At 68.2% G+C, this 16,460-nt stretch carries 18 protein-coding genes and 2 pseudogenes; 14 read left to right on the plus strand and 6 right to left on the minus strand.

The window, feature by feature from the left end:
* Nucleotides 1-502: 502 nt before the first annotated feature.
* Both AB0I22_RS33580 and AB0I22_RS33585 read right to left on the minus strand, forming a co-directional pair.
* Complete coding sequence (locus tag AB0I22_RS33580; RefSeq protein WP_363134782.1) at nucleotides 503-736, minus strand: TMEM175 family protein; 234 nt, start codon at nucleotides 734-736, stop codon at nucleotides 503-505.
* A 477-nt stretch (nucleotides 737-1,213) separates the two neighbouring features.
* Complete coding sequence (locus AB0I22_RS33585) at nucleotides 1,214-1,618, minus strand: hypothetical protein (RefSeq protein WP_363134783.1); 405 nt, start codon at nucleotides 1,616-1,618, stop codon at nucleotides 1,214-1,216.
* Between the two features lie 571 nt (nucleotides 1,619-2,189).
* Here AB0I22_RS33585 and AB0I22_RS33590 point away from each other — a divergent pair.
* The 3 genes and pseudogenes from AB0I22_RS33590 (at nucleotide 2,190) to AB0I22_RS33600 (ending at nucleotide 3,584) form a co-directional block, all read left to right on the plus strand.
* A complete protein-coding gene (locus tag AB0I22_RS33590; protein ID WP_363134784.1) occupies nucleotides 2,190-2,693 on the plus strand; it encodes a hypothetical protein in 504 nt (167 codons plus the stop codon).
* 54 nt (nucleotides 2,694-2,747) lie between these two features.
* Nucleotides 2,748-2,912, plus strand: a pseudogene (locus AB0I22_RS33595) (alpha/beta hydrolase); the annotation flags it as partial.
* 390 nt (nucleotides 2,913-3,302) lie between these two features.
* A complete protein-coding gene (locus tag AB0I22_RS33600) occupies nucleotides 3,303-3,584 on the plus strand; it encodes a hypothetical protein (protein WP_363134785.1) in 282 nt (93 codons plus the stop codon).
* Between the two features lie 65 nt (nucleotides 3,585-3,649).
* Here the strand turns inward: AB0I22_RS33600 and AB0I22_RS33605 are convergent, their stop codons facing one another.
* Nucleotides 3,650-3,922, minus strand: a complete 273-nt coding sequence (locus AB0I22_RS33605) for a hypothetical protein (protein WP_363134786.1) — start codon at nucleotides 3,920-3,922, stop codon at nucleotides 3,650-3,652.
* A 70-nt stretch (nucleotides 3,923-3,992) separates the two neighbouring features.
* Here AB0I22_RS33605 and AB0I22_RS33610 point away from each other — a divergent pair, with 70 nt between their 5' ends.
* The 5 genes and pseudogenes from AB0I22_RS33610 (at nucleotide 3,993) to AB0I22_RS33630 (ending at nucleotide 6,404) form a co-directional block, all read left to right on the plus strand.
* On the plus strand, nucleotides 3,993-4,235 hold the full coding sequence (locus AB0I22_RS33610; protein ID WP_363134787.1) for a hypothetical protein: 243 nt from the start codon (nucleotides 3,993-3,995) through the stop codon (nucleotides 4,233-4,235).
* Nucleotides 4,236-4,427: 192 nt separating this feature from the next.
* Nucleotides 4,428-4,661: pseudogene (locus tag AB0I22_RS33615) on the plus strand (hypothetical protein); the annotation flags it as partial.
* A gap of 175 nt (nucleotides 4,662-4,836) precedes the next feature.
* Nucleotides 4,837-5,004 carry a hypothetical protein gene (locus AB0I22_RS33620; protein WP_363134788.1) on the plus strand — a complete coding sequence of 56 codons (168 nt, stop codon included), beginning with the start codon at nucleotides 4,837-4,839 and terminating at the stop codon, nucleotides 5,002-5,004.
* 408 nt (nucleotides 5,005-5,412) lie between these two features.
* A complete protein-coding gene (locus tag AB0I22_RS33625) occupies nucleotides 5,413-5,661 on the plus strand; it encodes a hypothetical protein (RefSeq protein WP_363134789.1) in 249 nt (82 codons plus the stop codon).
* Nucleotides 5,662-6,263: 602 nt separating this feature from the next.
* Nucleotides 6,264-6,404 (plus strand): hypothetical protein, encoded by a 141-nt coding sequence (locus AB0I22_RS33630; RefSeq protein ID WP_363134790.1) that lies wholly within the window; start codon nucleotides 6,264-6,266, stop codon nucleotides 6,402-6,404.
* A 407-nt stretch (nucleotides 6,405-6,811) separates the two neighbouring features.
* Here the strand turns inward: AB0I22_RS33630 and AB0I22_RS33635 are convergent, their stop codons facing one another.
* Nucleotides 6,812-7,201 carry a hypothetical protein gene (locus AB0I22_RS33635; protein WP_363134791.1) on the minus strand — a complete coding sequence of 130 codons (390 nt, stop codon included), beginning with the start codon at nucleotides 7,199-7,201 and terminating at the stop codon, nucleotides 6,812-6,814.
* 365 nt (nucleotides 7,202-7,566) lie between these two features.
* Here AB0I22_RS33635 and AB0I22_RS33640 point away from each other — a divergent pair, with 365 nt between their 5' ends.
* The 3 genes from AB0I22_RS33640 (at nucleotide 7,567) to AB0I22_RS33650 (ending at nucleotide 9,064) form a co-directional block, all read left to right on the plus strand.
* Nucleotides 7,567-7,821 carry a helix-turn-helix transcriptional regulator gene (locus tag AB0I22_RS33640; protein ID WP_363134792.1) on the plus strand — a complete coding sequence of 85 codons (255 nt, stop codon included), beginning with the start codon at nucleotides 7,567-7,569 and terminating at the stop codon, nucleotides 7,819-7,821.
* On the plus strand, nucleotides 7,818-8,459 hold the full coding sequence (locus AB0I22_RS33645; RefSeq protein WP_363134793.1) for a hypothetical protein: 642 nt from the start codon (nucleotides 7,818-7,820) through the stop codon (nucleotides 8,457-8,459). The genes AB0I22_RS33640 and AB0I22_RS33645 overlap by 4 nt, the downstream gene beginning before the upstream one ends.
* A 353-nt stretch (nucleotides 8,460-8,812) precedes the next feature.
* Nucleotides 8,813-9,064 (plus strand): hypothetical protein, encoded by a 252-nt coding sequence (locus tag AB0I22_RS33650; protein WP_363134794.1) that lies wholly within the window; start codon nucleotides 8,813-8,815, stop codon nucleotides 9,062-9,064.
* Between the two features lie 137 nt (nucleotides 9,065-9,201).
* Here the strand turns inward: AB0I22_RS33650 and AB0I22_RS33655 are convergent, their stop codons facing one another.
* The gene (locus tag AB0I22_RS33655; protein WP_363134795.1) at nucleotides 9,202-10,416 is read right to left on the minus strand and encodes a HEAT repeat domain-containing protein; all 1,215 of its coding nucleotides are present in this window, start codon (nucleotides 10,414-10,416) and stop codon (nucleotides 9,202-9,204) included.
* A gap of 468 nt (nucleotides 10,417-10,884) precedes the next feature.
* Here AB0I22_RS33655 and AB0I22_RS33660 point away from each other — a divergent pair, with 468 nt between their 5' ends.
* Both AB0I22_RS33660 and AB0I22_RS33665 read left to right on the plus strand, forming a co-directional pair.
* Entirely contained in the window at nucleotides 10,885-11,490 is a 606-nt protein-coding gene (locus AB0I22_RS33660) for an ankyrin repeat domain-containing protein (RefSeq protein WP_363134796.1), read from the plus strand.
* Nucleotides 11,491-11,985: 495 nt separating this feature from the next.
* Nucleotides 11,986-12,597 (plus strand): hypothetical protein, encoded by a 612-nt coding sequence (locus tag AB0I22_RS33665; RefSeq protein WP_363134797.1) that lies wholly within the window; start codon nucleotides 11,986-11,988, stop codon nucleotides 12,595-12,597.
* A 411-nt stretch (nucleotides 12,598-13,008) separates the two neighbouring features.
* On the opposite strand, the gene AB0I22_RS33670 is transcribed toward AB0I22_RS33665, so the two are convergent.
* A complete protein-coding gene (locus AB0I22_RS33670) occupies nucleotides 13,009-15,084 on the minus strand; it encodes a glycoside hydrolase family 36 protein (protein ID WP_363134798.1) in 2,076 nt (691 codons plus the stop codon).
* Nucleotides 15,085-15,530: 446 nt separating this feature from the next.
* Here AB0I22_RS33670 and AB0I22_RS33675 point away from each other — a divergent pair, with 446 nt between their 5' ends.
* Nucleotides 15,531-16,319 carry a GntR family transcriptional regulator gene (locus AB0I22_RS33675; protein WP_363134799.1) on the plus strand — a complete coding sequence of 263 codons (789 nt, stop codon included), beginning with the start codon at nucleotides 15,531-15,533 and terminating at the stop codon, nucleotides 16,317-16,319.
* Nucleotides 16,320-16,460: the final 141 nt, after the last annotated feature.

Genomic DNA, 16,460 nt, shown 5'->3' on the forward strand with positions numbered 1-16,460 from the left:
TCCCACATGATGATCTTTCTGCCGGGCGTCGGCCAAGCGATTCGCCGGCCGATCTGTGCCGTCCGGGGCAGGGGCTCCGGGCGAGGCCGGCCGCGTTGACGAACGAGCACGGCGCCGATGCGCTGCCGACTGTTCGCGCGGCTGGCCATGGCCCGCCGGGAGGGCTGCTGCCCCGAGCTGATCGGCACTGTCCGGGAGGTCTACGTCCCGCCGCTATAGGCGGGTGCGGACGCGTTTGGCGGGTGTCGTTTACCAGGGCGAGGACGTTGAGGTAGTTCTCGGCGTATAGGTCCTTGGTCCTCCGGCGGGCTGCCTGGCTGTCTTCTTCGAGGAGTGCCGGAGAGGTCTTGAGGATCCTCGGCATTGCGTACCGGCAGACCATGCCGGCCAGGAGGGTTGAGTAGTGAACGCCCCACGAATTGGTCGCGGCCGAAGGCGCCGATCATCTCCGTCGGTACAGGAAGCACGACGACGGAGAGCAGCCACCCCATGTTCCACACCATTAGGGAGCGGGTGACTTTCGTGACCGATGAACCGATGAGAAGGTCCGGTGGTGCTCCCGCCAGATGTTCGCGATGACCGCGAAACTGAGCAGGAAGCTCCAGATTTGGTCGAGGTGACCGGTAAACACCTCGCTGGCGCCCTCATGGGCGGACGCGGCTTCTGGGACGAGGTCCACCAGCGGCAGAATCAGCAGGATGATGGAGATCGCGGTCACCGCGTCGGTGAAGAGCACCAGGCGTTCCCCCGGGATGCCCTACTCGATCCTGTCCGACGCGGGAACCGGCGGCTCTGCCGGGGCGGCCTCTCTCGGCTCGGTCTCGTCGTCGACGCCGCTGACACCCTCGCGTTTGCACCTCTCACTTGTTCGGCCCGTTGCGCCGGCGGGCGCTACAGGGTTTTGCTGGTCGCGGATGTTCTAACGACCGGCGCGGGCTTTCCCCGTGGGGGCAGCGGGACGTGGTCGGGGGCCCGCTGCCGCTGGTTCCTGCGCACCGGGTCGTTTTGTCGCGGCGCGGCAGGAGCCCGGCGTCGTGGAAGAGGTGCCGGACGTCCCCTGGGGAAGGGAGTGCGCGACGCGTTGCCACTACGAGCAACGCGGCCACATGTCTGTGGGACCGCCGGCAAAGGCCGCCCCGGCGCTCGCCCCGCCTGCCGCACGCTCCACCCCCAAGTCGTTGACCAGCACTGGTGGATAAGTCCGGCTGGAGTGCTAGGCCAGTGGCTTGCGTTCGGGCCACCACCGCTGGACGGCCTCGACGGTTGTCGACGGGCTCACGTTGAAACAGAGCTTCGCGCCGGGTACGAGTTCGCGGGTGGTGTCGACCAGAACCTCGAAGAGCGGGGTCAGCACCGGGTCCAGCCGGATGCCGGCGCCGATCACCACGATGTCGTAGTCCTTCCCGGACAGCGCGGCGCGATAGACCGCCTCGGCCGTGCGGCCGTAGTCGAGCAGGCAGACGTCGACGGTGAAGCCGAGCTCCTTGAGACGGGCCCGCTCTGCGGTCACGCCGACCCGGACCACTTGGGAGTCGATCTCGGGGAACGCCGCCCGTGACGAGGGCGCGTCGTCCACCAGCGTGAGATCAAGTCCGACAATGAGTATGGACGGTGGCATGTGCCAATACCTCCTGTTGCTTTCTGTTGCCTTTGCCTTCTGGTTTCCGGACCGATGGTGGCATCGGAGCAGCCGCGCGGCCAGCTCATACTTCTCGGATCCCCTCCGGCCGGTGAGCGGCGCCGCGAGCAGTGTGCCGAGCCCGGTCGGTGCGAGCAGGAGCCCGGCGAGGGCCACGTCCTGCTGCCTCAAGAGGTCCCCAGGGGCTGTGACGCGGTGATCGTCGGGGTTCCTTGGTGCCGGGTGAGTGTGAGGAGCCTGCTGTTCGCCTTACGAGCCGTCCTTCAGGGGCTGCCCGTTCATGCGTCTGCTGCTTCCTGGTCTGGGTGTGCGGAGGCGGTGGTTCCTGGTAGGGGAGCGCGATCGCTTCGCCGTGTTGCGCCGGCAGTCTGTCCGTTCGGTGAGCGGCGGATCTTCTCCCCGCGATGCTCTGGCTGGGCCTGTGCCAGCTTCTCGTCGCTGTCATGGAGTGACCAAGCGGATGTTGTGATGCGGCGTGCGAGGGGAGGGTGAGGGCTGCACTCAACGTCGCTGTACCGTCTTCGGGAGAAGATCACTGGCAGGGGGCGGGATGAGTCAGCTTGAGTTCAGCTGGGAACTCAGCGGTAGTGGTTGGGCAACCTGCCACATCGCGGACGGTGCATCGGAGCGGAAAGACATCGTGAGCTACTGCACGGATGGCCTCGCAGACGTGCTCCACGGTGTCGCAGGGCTCTACGGCCGCACCTCCGTCCAGCGGTTCTCCTTCGATCTTGAGCCAGCCGAAGTGAGGTGGGTTCTGCGGCGCACAAGCTCGGACGTTCAAGTTGCGATCTACCGGTTTCCCGACATGTCCACGAGCTTCGACGCGCCGGACCTGGCAGGCACGCTCGAGTGGACCTCCACTCAGCCACTTAGCCTCCTCGGGCACGTCGTCTTGGAGGCTGCTCAATCGGTGCTCCGGCTCCATGGGGAGGACGGCTACAGGGCGAAGTGGGTTCAGCACCCATTTCCCATTGCCGCGCTGCAAGACCTTCGCCGTCTGCACTTGCAGCACGACAGCTGCGAACGCCAGCACGGCGGGCTGTCCGCGTAGACCACGGTGGTCTGGGCCTCTACCGTGTGGCGGTGCGTGTGTAGTGGTGCTTGCGAGCTCGTCTTCCCACTCCCGCATCCTGAGTGCCTTGCCCAAGTAATCGCCGGGGTACGGCTGGTGGAGATACCGGGCAGGGGACACGCCCTGCCCCGCGCCGTCCACGCGCCCCTGGCCGCGGCCATCCTTGACCACGCCACGGCCGCGGACGCCCGCGCCTGACCAAGGCCCCAGGGCGGGCCATGATCTCCCCGGGGCCCGGATCACGGGGTAGCGCGGTCCATCGGCAGCGCGGCTTCGGCGTCACGACGCGGCCAGCTCCGGGGCTCCGAGCGTGCCGACGACGACGGCGGTTGCGGGATGCCGGGCGGGGCCGCCTCGCGGCCGGGCAGGCGCGCCGCCCCGGCCCCGGCAGAACCGCATCGGCAACGCGGTCGCGTGCTGCCGCGATGCGTGCGCCCTGTTCTGGATGTGGCATTCCACCGTGTGGCGGTGGTCAGCCGTCGATCTCCCGTACGCACCGAGTGCCCGGCGCGGCGCTACGGAGCGATGGTGCTGTCCGCCGTCGTCGACGAGTGGCGTTGAGGCGCCGCAGGTTGAGATCATGCGACGGTGACCTCCCAGCTCCCCGTCGGATGGACGATCGAGCAGATCCGTACGCTCTCGCACGACCGAAGCGCCACGCCGCTGTCCCTCGACAGGTTCGTGGTTGTCGAGGAGCCCGGCCAGAGGGAATACACGGCCCTCCAGCCTGAGATGATCCTCGGGTTCCATGACTTGTGCCTCGTGCTCCATGACGGCGAGTGGTTCATGGGGCAACTCGGCGCCGACGGATCGGTTGCCTGCTGGGCGTCCTACGGCCCCGATCTGGCCGAGGCCATCCGGAGCCTGTGAGCCACCCCTTCGGCCGCCTCTCTCCTTGTCAGCCACCGACCAGGTCGTGGACAAGGGGCCGTGAGCTACAGGCACTCGACCGCCCGGAGACACAACGGTGCGGTGGCGCGCACCTGATGTGCACCCCACTGCGCCATCTTCGGTGCCTCCCACACGACGGTGAGGCGTACCGGGCGCGCGCCGTTCGGTGCGGGGTGCGCGTGGAGGGCCTGGCCTACGCCGACGGCGGTCAGTTGCGTCAGGATGCCGGCGACGTCTTCGTGGTCCTCGGTGATGATCTGCACGGTGAAGTTGCGCGAGGGGGAGAAGCGAGCGGTGGAGACCGCTTTCCATGGCACGGGGGTTCCTGCTCCAGAGCGGCTCGCACGCTGGCGGGACATAGCGCGCAGGAGTCACTCACCGGACGAGATGAGCACCGTCGACACGGAGGACTTCCCCGCCTCGATGCGGCTGCTGTCCTTGGGGCCGGCGCACCAGCCGGCCTATGTCTGTCCGCCGCTGCAGGCCACACTGACACGCAAACTCATCCGGCAGTCGGACCCGGAGACCTTCCACCTTCTCTTCACCCAGCAAGGCTGCATGGGGATCAGCCATCGCGACCAGGAGATTCTGGCTGCCCAGGACAGTCTGGTCCTGCTCAACAGCTCTTGACGCCTGATAATTAGACGGGTTGCCAGGGTGTGAAGTCGCTGCCGGGCCCGTTCTTGTTGCCGGTGCCCACGATGAGCTCCTGGGTGGTGCGAACGTAGACGCTGATGGTGCCGTCGGGGTATTGCACCACTGACGGCCAGGCCGCGAAACCCCTTTGCGGACTGAGCTGCCGCCACGGGCCGGACAGAGCGGATCTACGGCACGGACCACGATGACCCGAATCCGGGCCCGCAGCCGGGCCGGGGCTACGCCGAGTTGGCCGGCGGCCCGCTGGATGGCCTGCTGCTCGACGTCACCGGCTGGACAGCTGAGGAAATCCAGGCCGGCGCCGCGCTGATGACCGAGCTCGGGCAGTTCGGCCCCGGCGGCCGGGCCCTGTACGCCCCGCGCCCCGGCGAGCACAACCGCTTGGACTGGTCGGGCGACGCCCCCCCCGAACGTGGCGCGCCACGACCGGCAGCGGCAATGGGGTCACTTCGTCGACATGGGTCTGCTGCCGTTCTCGCTCTGGGACACCTGAGGTCACCATTTCTGCGGCGAGGAGCGAGCGCATGGCGGCGAAGACGGATATCCGGCGAAGTTTGTGCGTCAGGCCCGAGACGTGATCGAAGAGTTGAACCGCGTGGTCCTGGACGACGCGAACGACCTGTTGGCGCCCGAGCTGCCGAACGCCGTCCAGGCGCTGAAGTCGTTGGTCGACCGGCTCCCGCAGGCGCGCGCAGGAGACGTTCGACTTCGGCTGACCGAACGTCAGTGGGGTCGGACATGATCACCTTGCCCGGCCCCGTTGCTCGTTCCGTCTGCCCGTAGGCCCACTGGCTGAGGTGGGTGCGCGGCCCCACGCGCACTTGAGGTCGCCCAAAAGGACTTTCTCAGTCGCGGCTGTGATCCGCTCCGAGGGCCCGGCAGGTGTTCGTCCCGGGGGTAAGCTGCTGCGATGTCTGACCGAATAGGTGTACGTCCTGCCCGTTTGGCCGCGGCCATATCGACGGTGGCCGTGCTACTGGGCACAGTGGCTGCTTGCGGCGCGGGCTCGGCCTCCCCAGCAGAAACGTCTCCGGCCTCCGTGTCGTCGCCCACGTCGTCGGTTGGTTCAACGCTGTCGGATGCAGGGGCGGAAGACGCCTCGCCCTCTCGCCGTGCCGCTGCGCCGCGGCCAGAGCCTGAACCGTCCACCATGGAAGACGCCGACTCTCCCGGTCGGCACGACGGCAGCAATTACGACAACCTCTCGCCCGAAGGCAAGGAAGCCCACGACACTCAGAACTGCGCAAAGATCCCGGGCAAGAAGAAGGGCAGTTGCAACGAACTGCACCGCAAGTGCCGGGAGAGCGGTGCCACTGCTGTCTCTTCGGCAGGCGAGGAACTCACCTGCCGAACATCGCCGAGGGACGGCCGGCTGCGCTGGCTGGCCGCAGGAGAATGATCAATGAGTAGCCCTGCGGCATGAACCCGCTGGGGCACGTAGCCGTGCGAGCGGGCCCGGGCACGGGCCGGGCCACCCTGCTTGGCGCGCCCGCACCACGCCCTCGTTCTGCGTCCAGCCGGGTCAGCCGCGTCGCGATGGCGTGCAGGCGGTCCTCGTACGCGTCCGGCGTCAGCCCGAGATAGTCGAGTTCCGCAGCATCCTGCCGGCGCTGGCACCGTCTTGGACCATCATGTCGAAGAAGCGCATCCGGACACCACGATTGGCGACCGTGCGCTGGCGATAGCCCCCGCCGGCCGGGCCTGGGTGGTCCACGCCGCCGCCGACTGCTTCGGTGACGGCTGACGGGTCACAAGCCGCCGGCGGTGGTAGGCAGCGGGATGTAGCGCAGACAACGCGGCGGCGCCGCTCACGGCATTACCCCGCAGACCGGTCGGTCCCATGGCGGTTCGTGCGCCATCGCGCGCGCTGCCGGGGATGAGCACGATGCACCCGGGCACGCACCGCATTTGACGATGTCGCACCACGCACCGTGGTGCGGGTGAAGAAGACCGCAAGCCCCCGGCGAAGGGTCAATTCAAGGACCTCAGGAGCGGGAGTTGGTGGCCCAAGCGCCGGAGTCCGCACCGGTCATCGAGGTCGGTTCCGGCGGTCGGACTGTCACCGTCGACCTGGATGCCGAGTTCCCGCACATCCTGGTCAACGCGAGTACGGAGCGAGTACGGACGGCGGCAAGTCGGTGACCTTGCGTTGCATCGCCTGCCAGATGCTCCACCACGGCTCGCACGTCTTCGTCCTGGACGCCAAGCGGATCTCCCGCCTATGGGCGCCGTTACCGGCGGGGCCCCGACCCGCGGTCGTGGGACCTCCCTGGACATGTCCGTCGGCCTGTCGGTGGGGGTTCAGGAGTGATGGCGGAGCACGCGGGGGTTTGCCCAGGCCAAGATGCGATCTTGTAGTTCACGCTGTATGGGGGATCAGGGTGCTTTGTTGAGACGTGTCAGGTTGTTATGGCGTGTCAGGGTCAGGGGAATCTGGGAGACGCCGCTCGGGTGTGTCGCGGTTGCCGCACTGACCGTGGGGGTCCCGACCACCATCATGGTCGCGGTGGTGTGCGCCGAGACAACTCCGACAGAGGCCGACCGACTGCTCACCAGGAGCAGCAGCCTGATCGGGCTGTGCGAACTCGCGCCCCGCTACTTCCGGCGGGGACCAGGACGATCAGTTCGTGCCGCCAGTAGTCGGCGACCACTGGGTGGCCCGTGGTCCGCCGCAGGCTCAGCAGGTCGAGGGCGGCCAGGCTCCGCTCCAACGGTGCGACGACGACGGCGTCGCCGCAGGCGACCAGCCGTGTCGCGTGCTCCCGTGCGGCGAGCAGCGCGTCATGGGTCCGGGCGTCCGGCTGGGCCAGCGAGGACCAGGACGGGCGGGTGCGGCCTGCGGCGCTCGTCGGCCTGCGGTCCGCAGCGTGTTCCGGCCTCGCCGCGACCGCCTCGTGGGGTTGGGGGAGGGCCGGAGTGGGGCCTCGGCGACGGTCCACGCGGCGGATGATCCGAAGCAGCCGTCCGCCCTCGCCGTCGTCAATCTCGTGTACCCGCACTCGTTCTGCCACCCGGACAGGGTGACGACCGCGCGCCGTCTGGCACAGCGCCAGGACGGGGCGTCACATCACGACAGGGCGAGCGTTGCCTGGTGCGGCACGCCCATCACCACGCCTGCTCGTAACGGGGCTCCACGCACACGGGCCGATCCCGCCAAGACGCCGCAGCTTGCAGGTCCGCAACCATATGTAGTAGAACTGCTATCAATGGTTGTAGGTACAGGAAGAATTATCTGGGCCTTTATGCAAGGGACGTGTATAGATGACTCAGCCGTGCGGCGCCCGGCTTCCTTGGGCGGCTCCTGATGCCCGCCGCTAAACAGGACAAGGGAGAAGGAAATGTCCACAACCGGATCCCGATGCTGCGGGCCGAGCGCGGCGTCTCTCGCCGTGACCTGGCCACCGCCCTGGGTGTCCACTACCAGACCATCGGCTACCTCGAACGCGGTGAGTACAGCCCCAGCCTCCACCTGGCGTTGAACATCGCCGCGTACTTCGAGGTCCCCGTCGAGGTGGTCTTTTCCCTCAGGCCCTTCCCCCGGATCGGGAGCAACTCATGACGAACGAAGAACGGCCGGCGAACGACCACGCCCCCACCCGGCTCTCCTGGTGGGGCAAACATCAGGCCAAGTCGCAACTCAAGCGCACTGAACGCCTGCGCACCCTGGAGCAGCGCCCCATCGCCGCCCGCTATGCCAAGCAATGCCCCCGTCGTGCGTTGGCGGTTGCAGGGGGTGCCTGCCTGGGACTGCTCTGGGTGGACGCAGCTGCCTCATGGGTCCTGGCCCCGAGTGACACGGCGATGATCGTCAACTTCGCGGCCCTCGGCGTCCTGCTGGTGGTGGGTGGCCCGTTGGCCGGTCAGCTCATCTTGACCACTCGCGGAACGACCTCTAGGCGCGAGCAGGAACTCGACGAGCGGGAACGGGCCAGCCGGCTCCGCGCGTTCTCGACCGCGCACCGGTGCACGACCGTGGTGATGATCCTCGTCATGATCGTGACCATGTCCGCCGACAGGGACGGCCGGGACTCGCAGATCCCAGGCGCCGCACTGTTCCTCATCCTCTTCGCCCTGCTGGTGACTCATGCCCTCCTGCCGCTCGTCGTAGCGACCTGGCAGATGCCCGACCCGCCCGCCGACGAAGATGAATTCGACGACAGAGACGGCAAGCCCACCTGCGACGAGACCGTGTCCTAGCCGGCGCCCCTGCTGATCATCCGCAGGGGCAGCCGGGCGCGAAGCGGTCAGCGACCCCGCGCAGTCAGCCCGGCTGACCGCAGCAGCCGAGGGCATGACGAACTTCCTGCCCCGCACCGCTCCCTGAGCGCTCAAGCCGCGAGCAGAGGTTCGGCGGCCCGGCCGGTGCGGGGTGCGCATCGAGGGCCTGGTCCACGCCGACGGCCTCCAACTGGCGCAGGGTGTCGGCGATGTCCTCGTGGTCCTCGGTGAGGAACTGCGCAGCGAAGTCGATGACCGCGCGAGCGAGGCCCTCTGCCGCGTCCGGCCCCGGACTGCGCCCCGTTCCGCAGTGAGGTCACCAGGACACGCCCATGGGCTTCCAGGGCGAAGGCGTCCGCGCACGGTTCGCCCGCGTCCGGGCCGGGCAGCGCGGTGACGGGGACGACTATCCGCGTGGCGACGTCGACGAGCAGCTCGGGCACCCGCGGCTCGGTGCCGGCGAACTCGCGGGCGGCTTCGATGTCGTCGGCCTGGACGGCGCGGAGGTAGCTGAACGCGCTGATCGCTGTGTCCGGCGTCATCGGGGTGAGCGGCACGGTGGTGGCGGAAGTGTCGGCTCCTGAACGTACGGGCCGCCCCGCTGATCGCGGCGGCTTCACAGACAGTCTCGAACCGCGGCCCTGTGGACAGAGTCCGGCCGCTGACGGGGCCCGATGCCCTCACGGCGGAGGGGTTTTCCAAGGTCAGTTGGTGGGGCGCGTCATTCGAACTGTGCGGTTTTCCTGCCCGGTGCCGGCCCAGTCAGGAGTGCCCTGAAGGCGCCCCGGTCTGCGGGAAGGCCAATGTCGTCGAACCATGAGGTGATGAGCTGGGTGTGTCGCCAGCACACATCCCGGTCGGCTAGAGCGCTCAGGTAGCGGTGCTGAGCGGGAGTGAGGTTGGTGCCCTGGTCATAGTCGCAAGGGAAAGCCGCTGCGAGTAGCGGACCCCAGTCCTGGGCGATGGTGAGGTTGCTGCAGAGCGGCACGGAGGCCATGGCGGCGGGCAGGAGTTCCTCGAAGTCGGTAGCGCGTTCGATGGCCGCGGACAGAAGGACATATCGCAGACGGCCTTCTATGTGCGGAAGCGGTTCCCCGGACCAGGGGTCGGCGGTGGTGGGTTCGAGGAACCAGGAGTCGACGACTGCGGGTTCGAGTAGAGCGCGGAGGATCGTTCGCTTCGCCTTGGCGTTGTCGGCGCATGCCGGTGACAGGGCGGCGCAGGCGCGGATGGCGGGGTCGGGGTCCTCGATCCAGGTCGTGGTGTCCTGGCCCCAGGCGCCGATGGTCAAGACGGTGTTGGCGCGTTCGCGCCGGTCGGTGCTTTCGGCGAGCAGCCGTCGGAGAACCTGGGTGGTTTCGGAGATTCGACTCGCCAGCTCGGGGGATTGAAGGAGCGCTGCGGTGGTGCTGAGGGCGGCCGCGCGGACGGTGGGGTCAGGGGCCGAGAGGTGAGCTGAGACGGCGTCGTGGATCGTGCCGCGGATGGCGCGGACCGCATCGGTGACGCCCGGATCGTTGCCGTCCTCCTCCTCGTCGCTCGTCTCGCCGTAGGCCGCCGAATCCGCGATCTGACCCAGCCATTCCAGCAAGGCTGCACGCAGTGGTCGAGGCTGGTCATCCCAGGTGGAGTAGTTCTCGTGGCGGGCCAGAGTGCGGGGGTCGTTCAACACTGCGGCTACGTACAGTGCGGCTGGCGCTGTCGCGCTGTACAAGGACTCTTGGTGCAGGACGGACATGTCCAGCAACTCCAGTGCCCCCGCTTGAACCTCCGGGTCCTCATCCAGGAGTTGAAGGAGGCGAGCCGGGGTGTCCTGCGCCACTCCGTAGGCATGCTCCAGTCCGGTCCAGTCCGTTCCCTCGATCACGGAACGTGGATCAGGCAATGGCCCGTGGAGCGTCTGATCGGCACTCTGGTAGTCATCCTGGTTCGTCACAGGGCAAGGATCGCCCCTGCCACTGACATGCCTGTCGGTCGGGTAGGGGAGGGACTTCAGCAAGCCCGCCCATGAGGTGCTACCCCGTCTCCACAGTGAGGGAAGCGGCACTCGGAGTGGTGCGGCTTTGCGGCGAGTTGCGAGGCAGGCACTCCAGTCCGGGACAGCGCGGTGGTGCCACTGTGCGGCGGTGACCACGTGCATGCCGGCAAGCGAGGCAAGGACTGCTGCGGGCAGGCCCTGCGCGAGGTTCGTCAGCGCGGTGATGCGTCCGGCATTCACGTGGATTCCGGCTTGGTTGAGGCTTCTCACGAGGGAGGCGGGAGCACTGTGCTGCCTCGGGAAGAGCCACCGAGGCACCTCGGCACTGTTGCGAATTCGAACAGGTCAGATGCCATCATCGGTGTCCGCTGACGTCGAACCTGGACCGTTTGCCAGGGAACTTGGACCGCCGAGCATGATTACGGTATGGACCAAGCTGAACAGTTGACACGGGCCGCCAAGGACGGTGACGCGACTGTGGTGGCACGGGCGTTGAGCGAGGGCGCCGGGGTGGACACCCCGAACGCGGCTCGGCGTACCGCACTGGATCTCGCGGTGGGGGAGGGGCATGCCGAGATCGTCCGGCTACTGCTCGCGGCGGGGGCGGACCCGCAACAGCGAACAGGTGAGTATGACGAGACGACGCCTCTGCTCCAGGCAGCGACGCACGGGCACATTGAAGTGGCGAGGGCCCTTCTCCGTGCCGGTGCGCCTGTCCTTGCCCAGGGCAGGCTGGGTTACGTGCCGATAGTGCTGGCAGCGACCTCCGGACACCAAGGACACCCGCAGACTGTGGACCTGCTCTTGAATCATGGCGCGGACATCGATGCAGTGATGAAGGACAGGACGCCACTGGAGTGGGCGGCCCTCTTCGGACAGGTGCAGATGGTGCACCAACTGCTCTCTCGCGGCGCAACGCCAACGGGGAAGGCGCTGGGGGAGGCACACGACCGCGCGCAGCAATTGCCGAAGGACGCAGAGCGGTACGCGCTCATTATCGATGCCCTGGATGCTGCCGGTATCGAGGGCTGAACCTCCCGCGGTCCAACCGCGCTGACAAACGGTTCAGGTTCGATGCCAGCGGACAGTCGGCCGTAGCGGAATGACGCATCAGATGATTCCGTCCGCTGGGCGTCACACGGGAGCCGAAATCCGCGCCTGTAGAAGGTGAATGGCGGGATAGGCCCGTCCCACCTCCAGAGCACCCGTGGCGGGCACCGCCGACGAGCCCGAGCAGCCCCTTGACCGGCCTGGAGAGGCCCCCTCCGTGGCCCGCCGCCAGGAAGCTGGCGTTCTTGCAGATCAGGACCGGTGGACAGGGGGCCGCCGCAGGTCCGACAACCCTCCTGTACGAAGAAGCCCTCGTACAGGAGGTCTTCGACCGAGCCTTGACGCCTGGAGCTCCTGCAAGCACTGGGAATCTTCCAGAGGGCTACGCCCGATCAGTTGTGAAAACTGACCCGTCCGGACGACCAGCACGACAAGCTCGCCCGGGACACCCTCCTGGATCTGGAGGACCACCAGCTGGTGAGGATCGAGACGGTGCAGGAGGACCAGCGGCAGGTTCGGGTGCTGACCATGCCCGGACACGGCGAGGCGAAGCAGCTGCTGGAGCCGAAGGGCGTACGAGTCTCGGTGCTGCGTAAGCAGGAGTACGACCCGGACACCGGGCAACTGCTCGACACCGGCTACGACGACCACCCCGCGGCGGTCACCTCGATGGCCGCCGAACCCCACGGCGTTGGGATCGGCCACCGGCTCGGCAGCAGCTACGTCCAGCGGGCGGACCTGGTGGCGCGAGCCCCGGCCGCCGGTGTGCCGGTGCTGCTGCTGGAGATCGACCGCCGAACCGAGGACGCGTACGAGCTGGTGCACAAGTTGCGCCGGTACTGGGAGTGGGGCCGGCTGCTTTCGAAGCACGCGGACAAGCGCACCGCGGGCTGGCCCGCTCCCGGCCGGACGCGATCGAGCACGTCGACCACGGGCAGCGGCTGTGGCGCCGGGTCTACCCGCCGACCGGCCGAGAAGGCCTGCCTCTGGTGGCGTTCGTGTTCGCGGACACCACCGAGGCGAAGGTCGCCGGTGGCAGTGCCCCCGACCCTGCCGTCCGTGCGGAGTCCGTCTGCGCCGTCCGGTTGAGGGCGGGCCGCGCCCCGGGCGCAGCCGCTCCGGCCGGTTGCATCATGCCGGGCGGCGCAGGCGAACCGGCGCGGAGCGCCTGGTCGCCGCCCGGCACAGGAGCAGCCTTTCAGGCTGACGACGGACCGGTCCCCGGTTGAGGGGGCGGGGACCGGCGTGACTGGCGGCAGATGGAACAGGATCGCCGCGGCGACGAGGAAGGCGATCGCGTTGCCGGCGGCCATCAGCTGACGGGCGGTGAGCGTGCTGAGCTGCACCGCCCGGCCCGCCAGCACGGCGCCGAGGGAGATGCCGAGGTTGGTCACCGCACGCAGATAGGCCCGGGACTCCTGCGGCCGGTCCCCTCCGTAGTGCCGGACGAGCGTTGCCCCGGCCGCCCGGCCGCCCGGGCTGATCAGCCGCCCGGGCTGATCAGCCGATGGGCTCGGCCATGATGAGCTGGAATCGTTCGAAGGACAGTTTCACGGTGTTGTGCCGAGCAGTGGCGGTTCCGAGGGACTTGCCGGTGAACGGGTCGGTCAGGCGGTACTGCGTGCGGCCCAGACCGCGCAGCTCGACCGTCCCGTCCCATTGGTCGGCGTAGAAGGCGTAGTGGAGGGTTCGTTTCTTGGCCACGACGTGCGTCTCGGGTTTGTCGAAGCCGATGTCGTAGAGCTCGCCGCGGTATGCGCCGGTGGACAGCATGTTCTTCTTGTACAGGGACACCCACTTGCGCCAGAGGACCTCCTTCTCCGGGGTGAGGTCGGTCGCCTTGTCCGGGGCTCCGGTGCCGGGGAGGGTGAACTTGGTCGACAGGACGGCTCCGACTCCGTAGGAGGATGCGAAGTCGTTCCCGCCGTCGCTCAGTTCGACGTGGTCGCCGGCGTAGCTGCTGCCCGCGCCCATCAGGGCCTTCATCGACTTGCCCTTGCTCCGGACCTGGTAGGAGGACTCCGGGTCCGAGCTGGGGTACTGGTCGACGTAGGGCAGGTTGTGGAAGGCGAAGGCGGTGCCGCAGGGGCAGAGTTCGACGAGGGCGTCGGGGTTCGCCTTGTGCGCGGCTTCGTGGATCGCTTTCCAGAACGTGGCCACGCTCTCGGTGGATTCCTCGGGGCGGGCGTGCCGGTGCTTCGGGTTGTAGCAGGGTGCGACGCTGTTGAGGTGCTGGCCGTCGATCTTGAGCCCCTCGTAACCCCACTCGCCGATGAACCGCTTCGCCTGCTCGACGAAGTAGTCCACCGTCGGCTGGTAGGCCGGACAGATGGTGTAGGAGTCCCACCAGGTGACGTACTGCTTGTTGCCGTCGCGGTCCAGCAGCAGCAGGTCGGGCCGGTCCCGGAACAGTTTGCTGTCGGGGTGCGCCGCCAGCGGGGCCCACCACAGGCGCGGCCGCAGACCGGCGTCCCGTATCTCCTTGGTGAAGGCCCGCATGTCCGCTTCGCCGCGCGGGAACTTCGCCGTGTCGATGTCCCAGTCGCCCACGTTGGTCTGCCAGCCGTCGTCGAGCGCGGCCCAGCGCAGGCCGACCTCGTGCGCCTTCGGCAGCGCTCCGGTGACCTGCTCGGTGGCGAAGCCGCGCTCGTAGCCCCAGGCGCACCAGATGGGTTCGAAGGCCGAGGCGGGGACCTTGGGGGCGCGCTGGCCGATGTCGCTCATGTAGTCGCGGTACCGCTGGAGCGGCACGAAGTGGTCGCCCGGGAGGGCGGTCAGGAACGTGGTGTCGGTGCTGAGCCGACGGCCCGGCTTCAGGGTGCGGGCGGTGTCGTCCTGGACGGCGATGCTCGCTCCGGCGTCCGTCTTGCGGACCGGCATGCGCAGGATCGTCGCCACGGGCTCGACATGTCCGACGGAGAGGCCCGCGCCCCGGCGCCAGACGGTCGCCAGCGGGGTGCCGCCGCCGTAGTCGGAGGAGTCCATCCCCAGCGAGTTCTCCTGGACGTAGCCGTCCTTCACCGGCATCACCCAGTCGCGGCGGTCCGTGTACGTGGTGCCGGAGAAGGTGTAGAAGCCGCCGGGAGTCTCCAGGAGTTCGTGGGCCCCGTTGCGCCACCCGGTCACCTTCAGCGCGGTGGAGGACCTGTTGGTGTAGGTCACCTTCATCACGATCATGCCGGTGAGGCGTTTGAAGGAGGTCAGCTCGACCGTCTTCTGCACGCCTTCCTTGGACGTGCCCTCGATCGTCACCCGGACGCCCGCGCCGTGGCGGGGATGCCGGGTGTGGTAGGTCCGGTGCCCGCGGTAGGCGAACGCCTCGATGGCCCTGCCGTCCACCAGCAGGGCTTCGCCGGCGTCGAAGCGGGTGAGGCCGGCGCCCTTGAGCGCCACCCGGCTGCGCAGTTGGTCGTCGAACTCCAGGGTGATGGAGGTGTCGCCGACTCCGACGAGGTCAGGATCCGAGTTCGGCGCGGCGGCCGCGGGTGAGGCGCCCATGGCCACGGCGGGGAAGGCGGCCAGGCCGGCACCTCCCAGCGCCACCTTCAGTACGCTTCGCCGGTTCATGTCCGTCATGTCGAACTCTCTTTCGGTCGTGCGTGCCCGACTGGAGCAGCCGCCTTTGTCCGTCGTCGTGGATCGTCGAAGTCGAGCCGCACGCTCGCGACGGAGCGACCGTCCGTGAGGCTGGTCGATGCCTGGTCTTACTACCGGTTTTCGCAATGGGTCGGCTGGGGTCGGGGTCGGGGGCGGCGTATCGTCCGAACGGGTGCCCCAGTGCGAGGTCGCCTCCGGCGGTAGCGGGCGGGCATCCTCGGTGAACTGCGACAACGCTGCCTCGATCACCGGCGGGTGCCCGAGGCGCGGCGAAACGGAAGGTCGCTCGCGGGCGACTTCTCCATCATCGGGTGGCCTGCTTCGAGAACGTAAGCGGTATTCGATTGGCATGTCAACGGATTGGTCTCCTGGCGGGCCTCCTGGACGCGGGTTCGCGGCGTCGATCGAATTGGTACGCTTCTGGTATGACAGATGCGAAAGCGTCGATGCCCAGGGGCCTGTTCGGTGACGACGTCCTCCCGTTGTACGAGCGCACGGCCAAGCAGTTGCTCGACGACCTGCGCGCCGCTGCCGCCCGCCCCGGTGACCGGCTGCCCTCCGAGCGGGCTCTGGTCGACCGGTATGCCGTGTCGCGCGTGACGCTGCGGGCGGCCCTCGCGCAGTTGGAGTCGAGGGGCATCGTGCGGCCGTCGTCGTCGCGCGGGTGGTTCGTCGCCGAGCTCGGTCTGCTCCCCGAGGCGACGGTGACGTCGGCCTCGGCGGCCCCGCAGGTCCAGGGGTTCGCCGACTATGCGCAGGTCAACGGCTTGACGACGGCCGGCAAGGTGCTCTCCGCCACCGTTCGCCCGGCCACGGTGACCGAGGCCGAGCAGCTCCGGATCGCTCCGGGCGCCGACCTCTTCGACCTCCACCGACTGCGCTTCCTCGACGGTCTGCTCGTCGTGCTCGAACACAACCGGCTTCCGTTGGCGGCCTGCCCTGCCCTGGCCGAGACCGACTTCCATACGGCCTCGCTCTACGCCACCCTGCGCGCCGCCGACCCGCCGCAGCTGCCCCGCGTCGCCGACTATTCGGTCGAGGCCCGCCATCCGACGCCACGGGAGATCGAGCTGTTCGAGATCGGGGAGACCATGCCGATGCTCGTCGCGACCCAGCTGACGTCGAACCAGGAATCACGCCCGATCGAACTGACCGTCCAGGTCTACCGGGGGGACCGCTACCGGTTCCGGGCCTCCATCACCAACCAGACTTGAACAACCACCAACCGGCCCAGAACGATCACTAACCGGACCCGGACGATCGCCGCGGGTCTGCCGGTGCGACTGTGCAATACCAGAGGCATACCAGAATAAGACTATTGACGACCCCGAATAAGACCAGTACTGTCCGGAATG

The sequence above is a fragment of the Streptomyces sp. NPDC050610 genome, from assembly GCF_040654875.1.
Classification (GTDB): domain Bacteria; phylum Actinomycetota; class Actinomycetes; order Streptomycetales; family Streptomycetaceae; genus Streptomyces.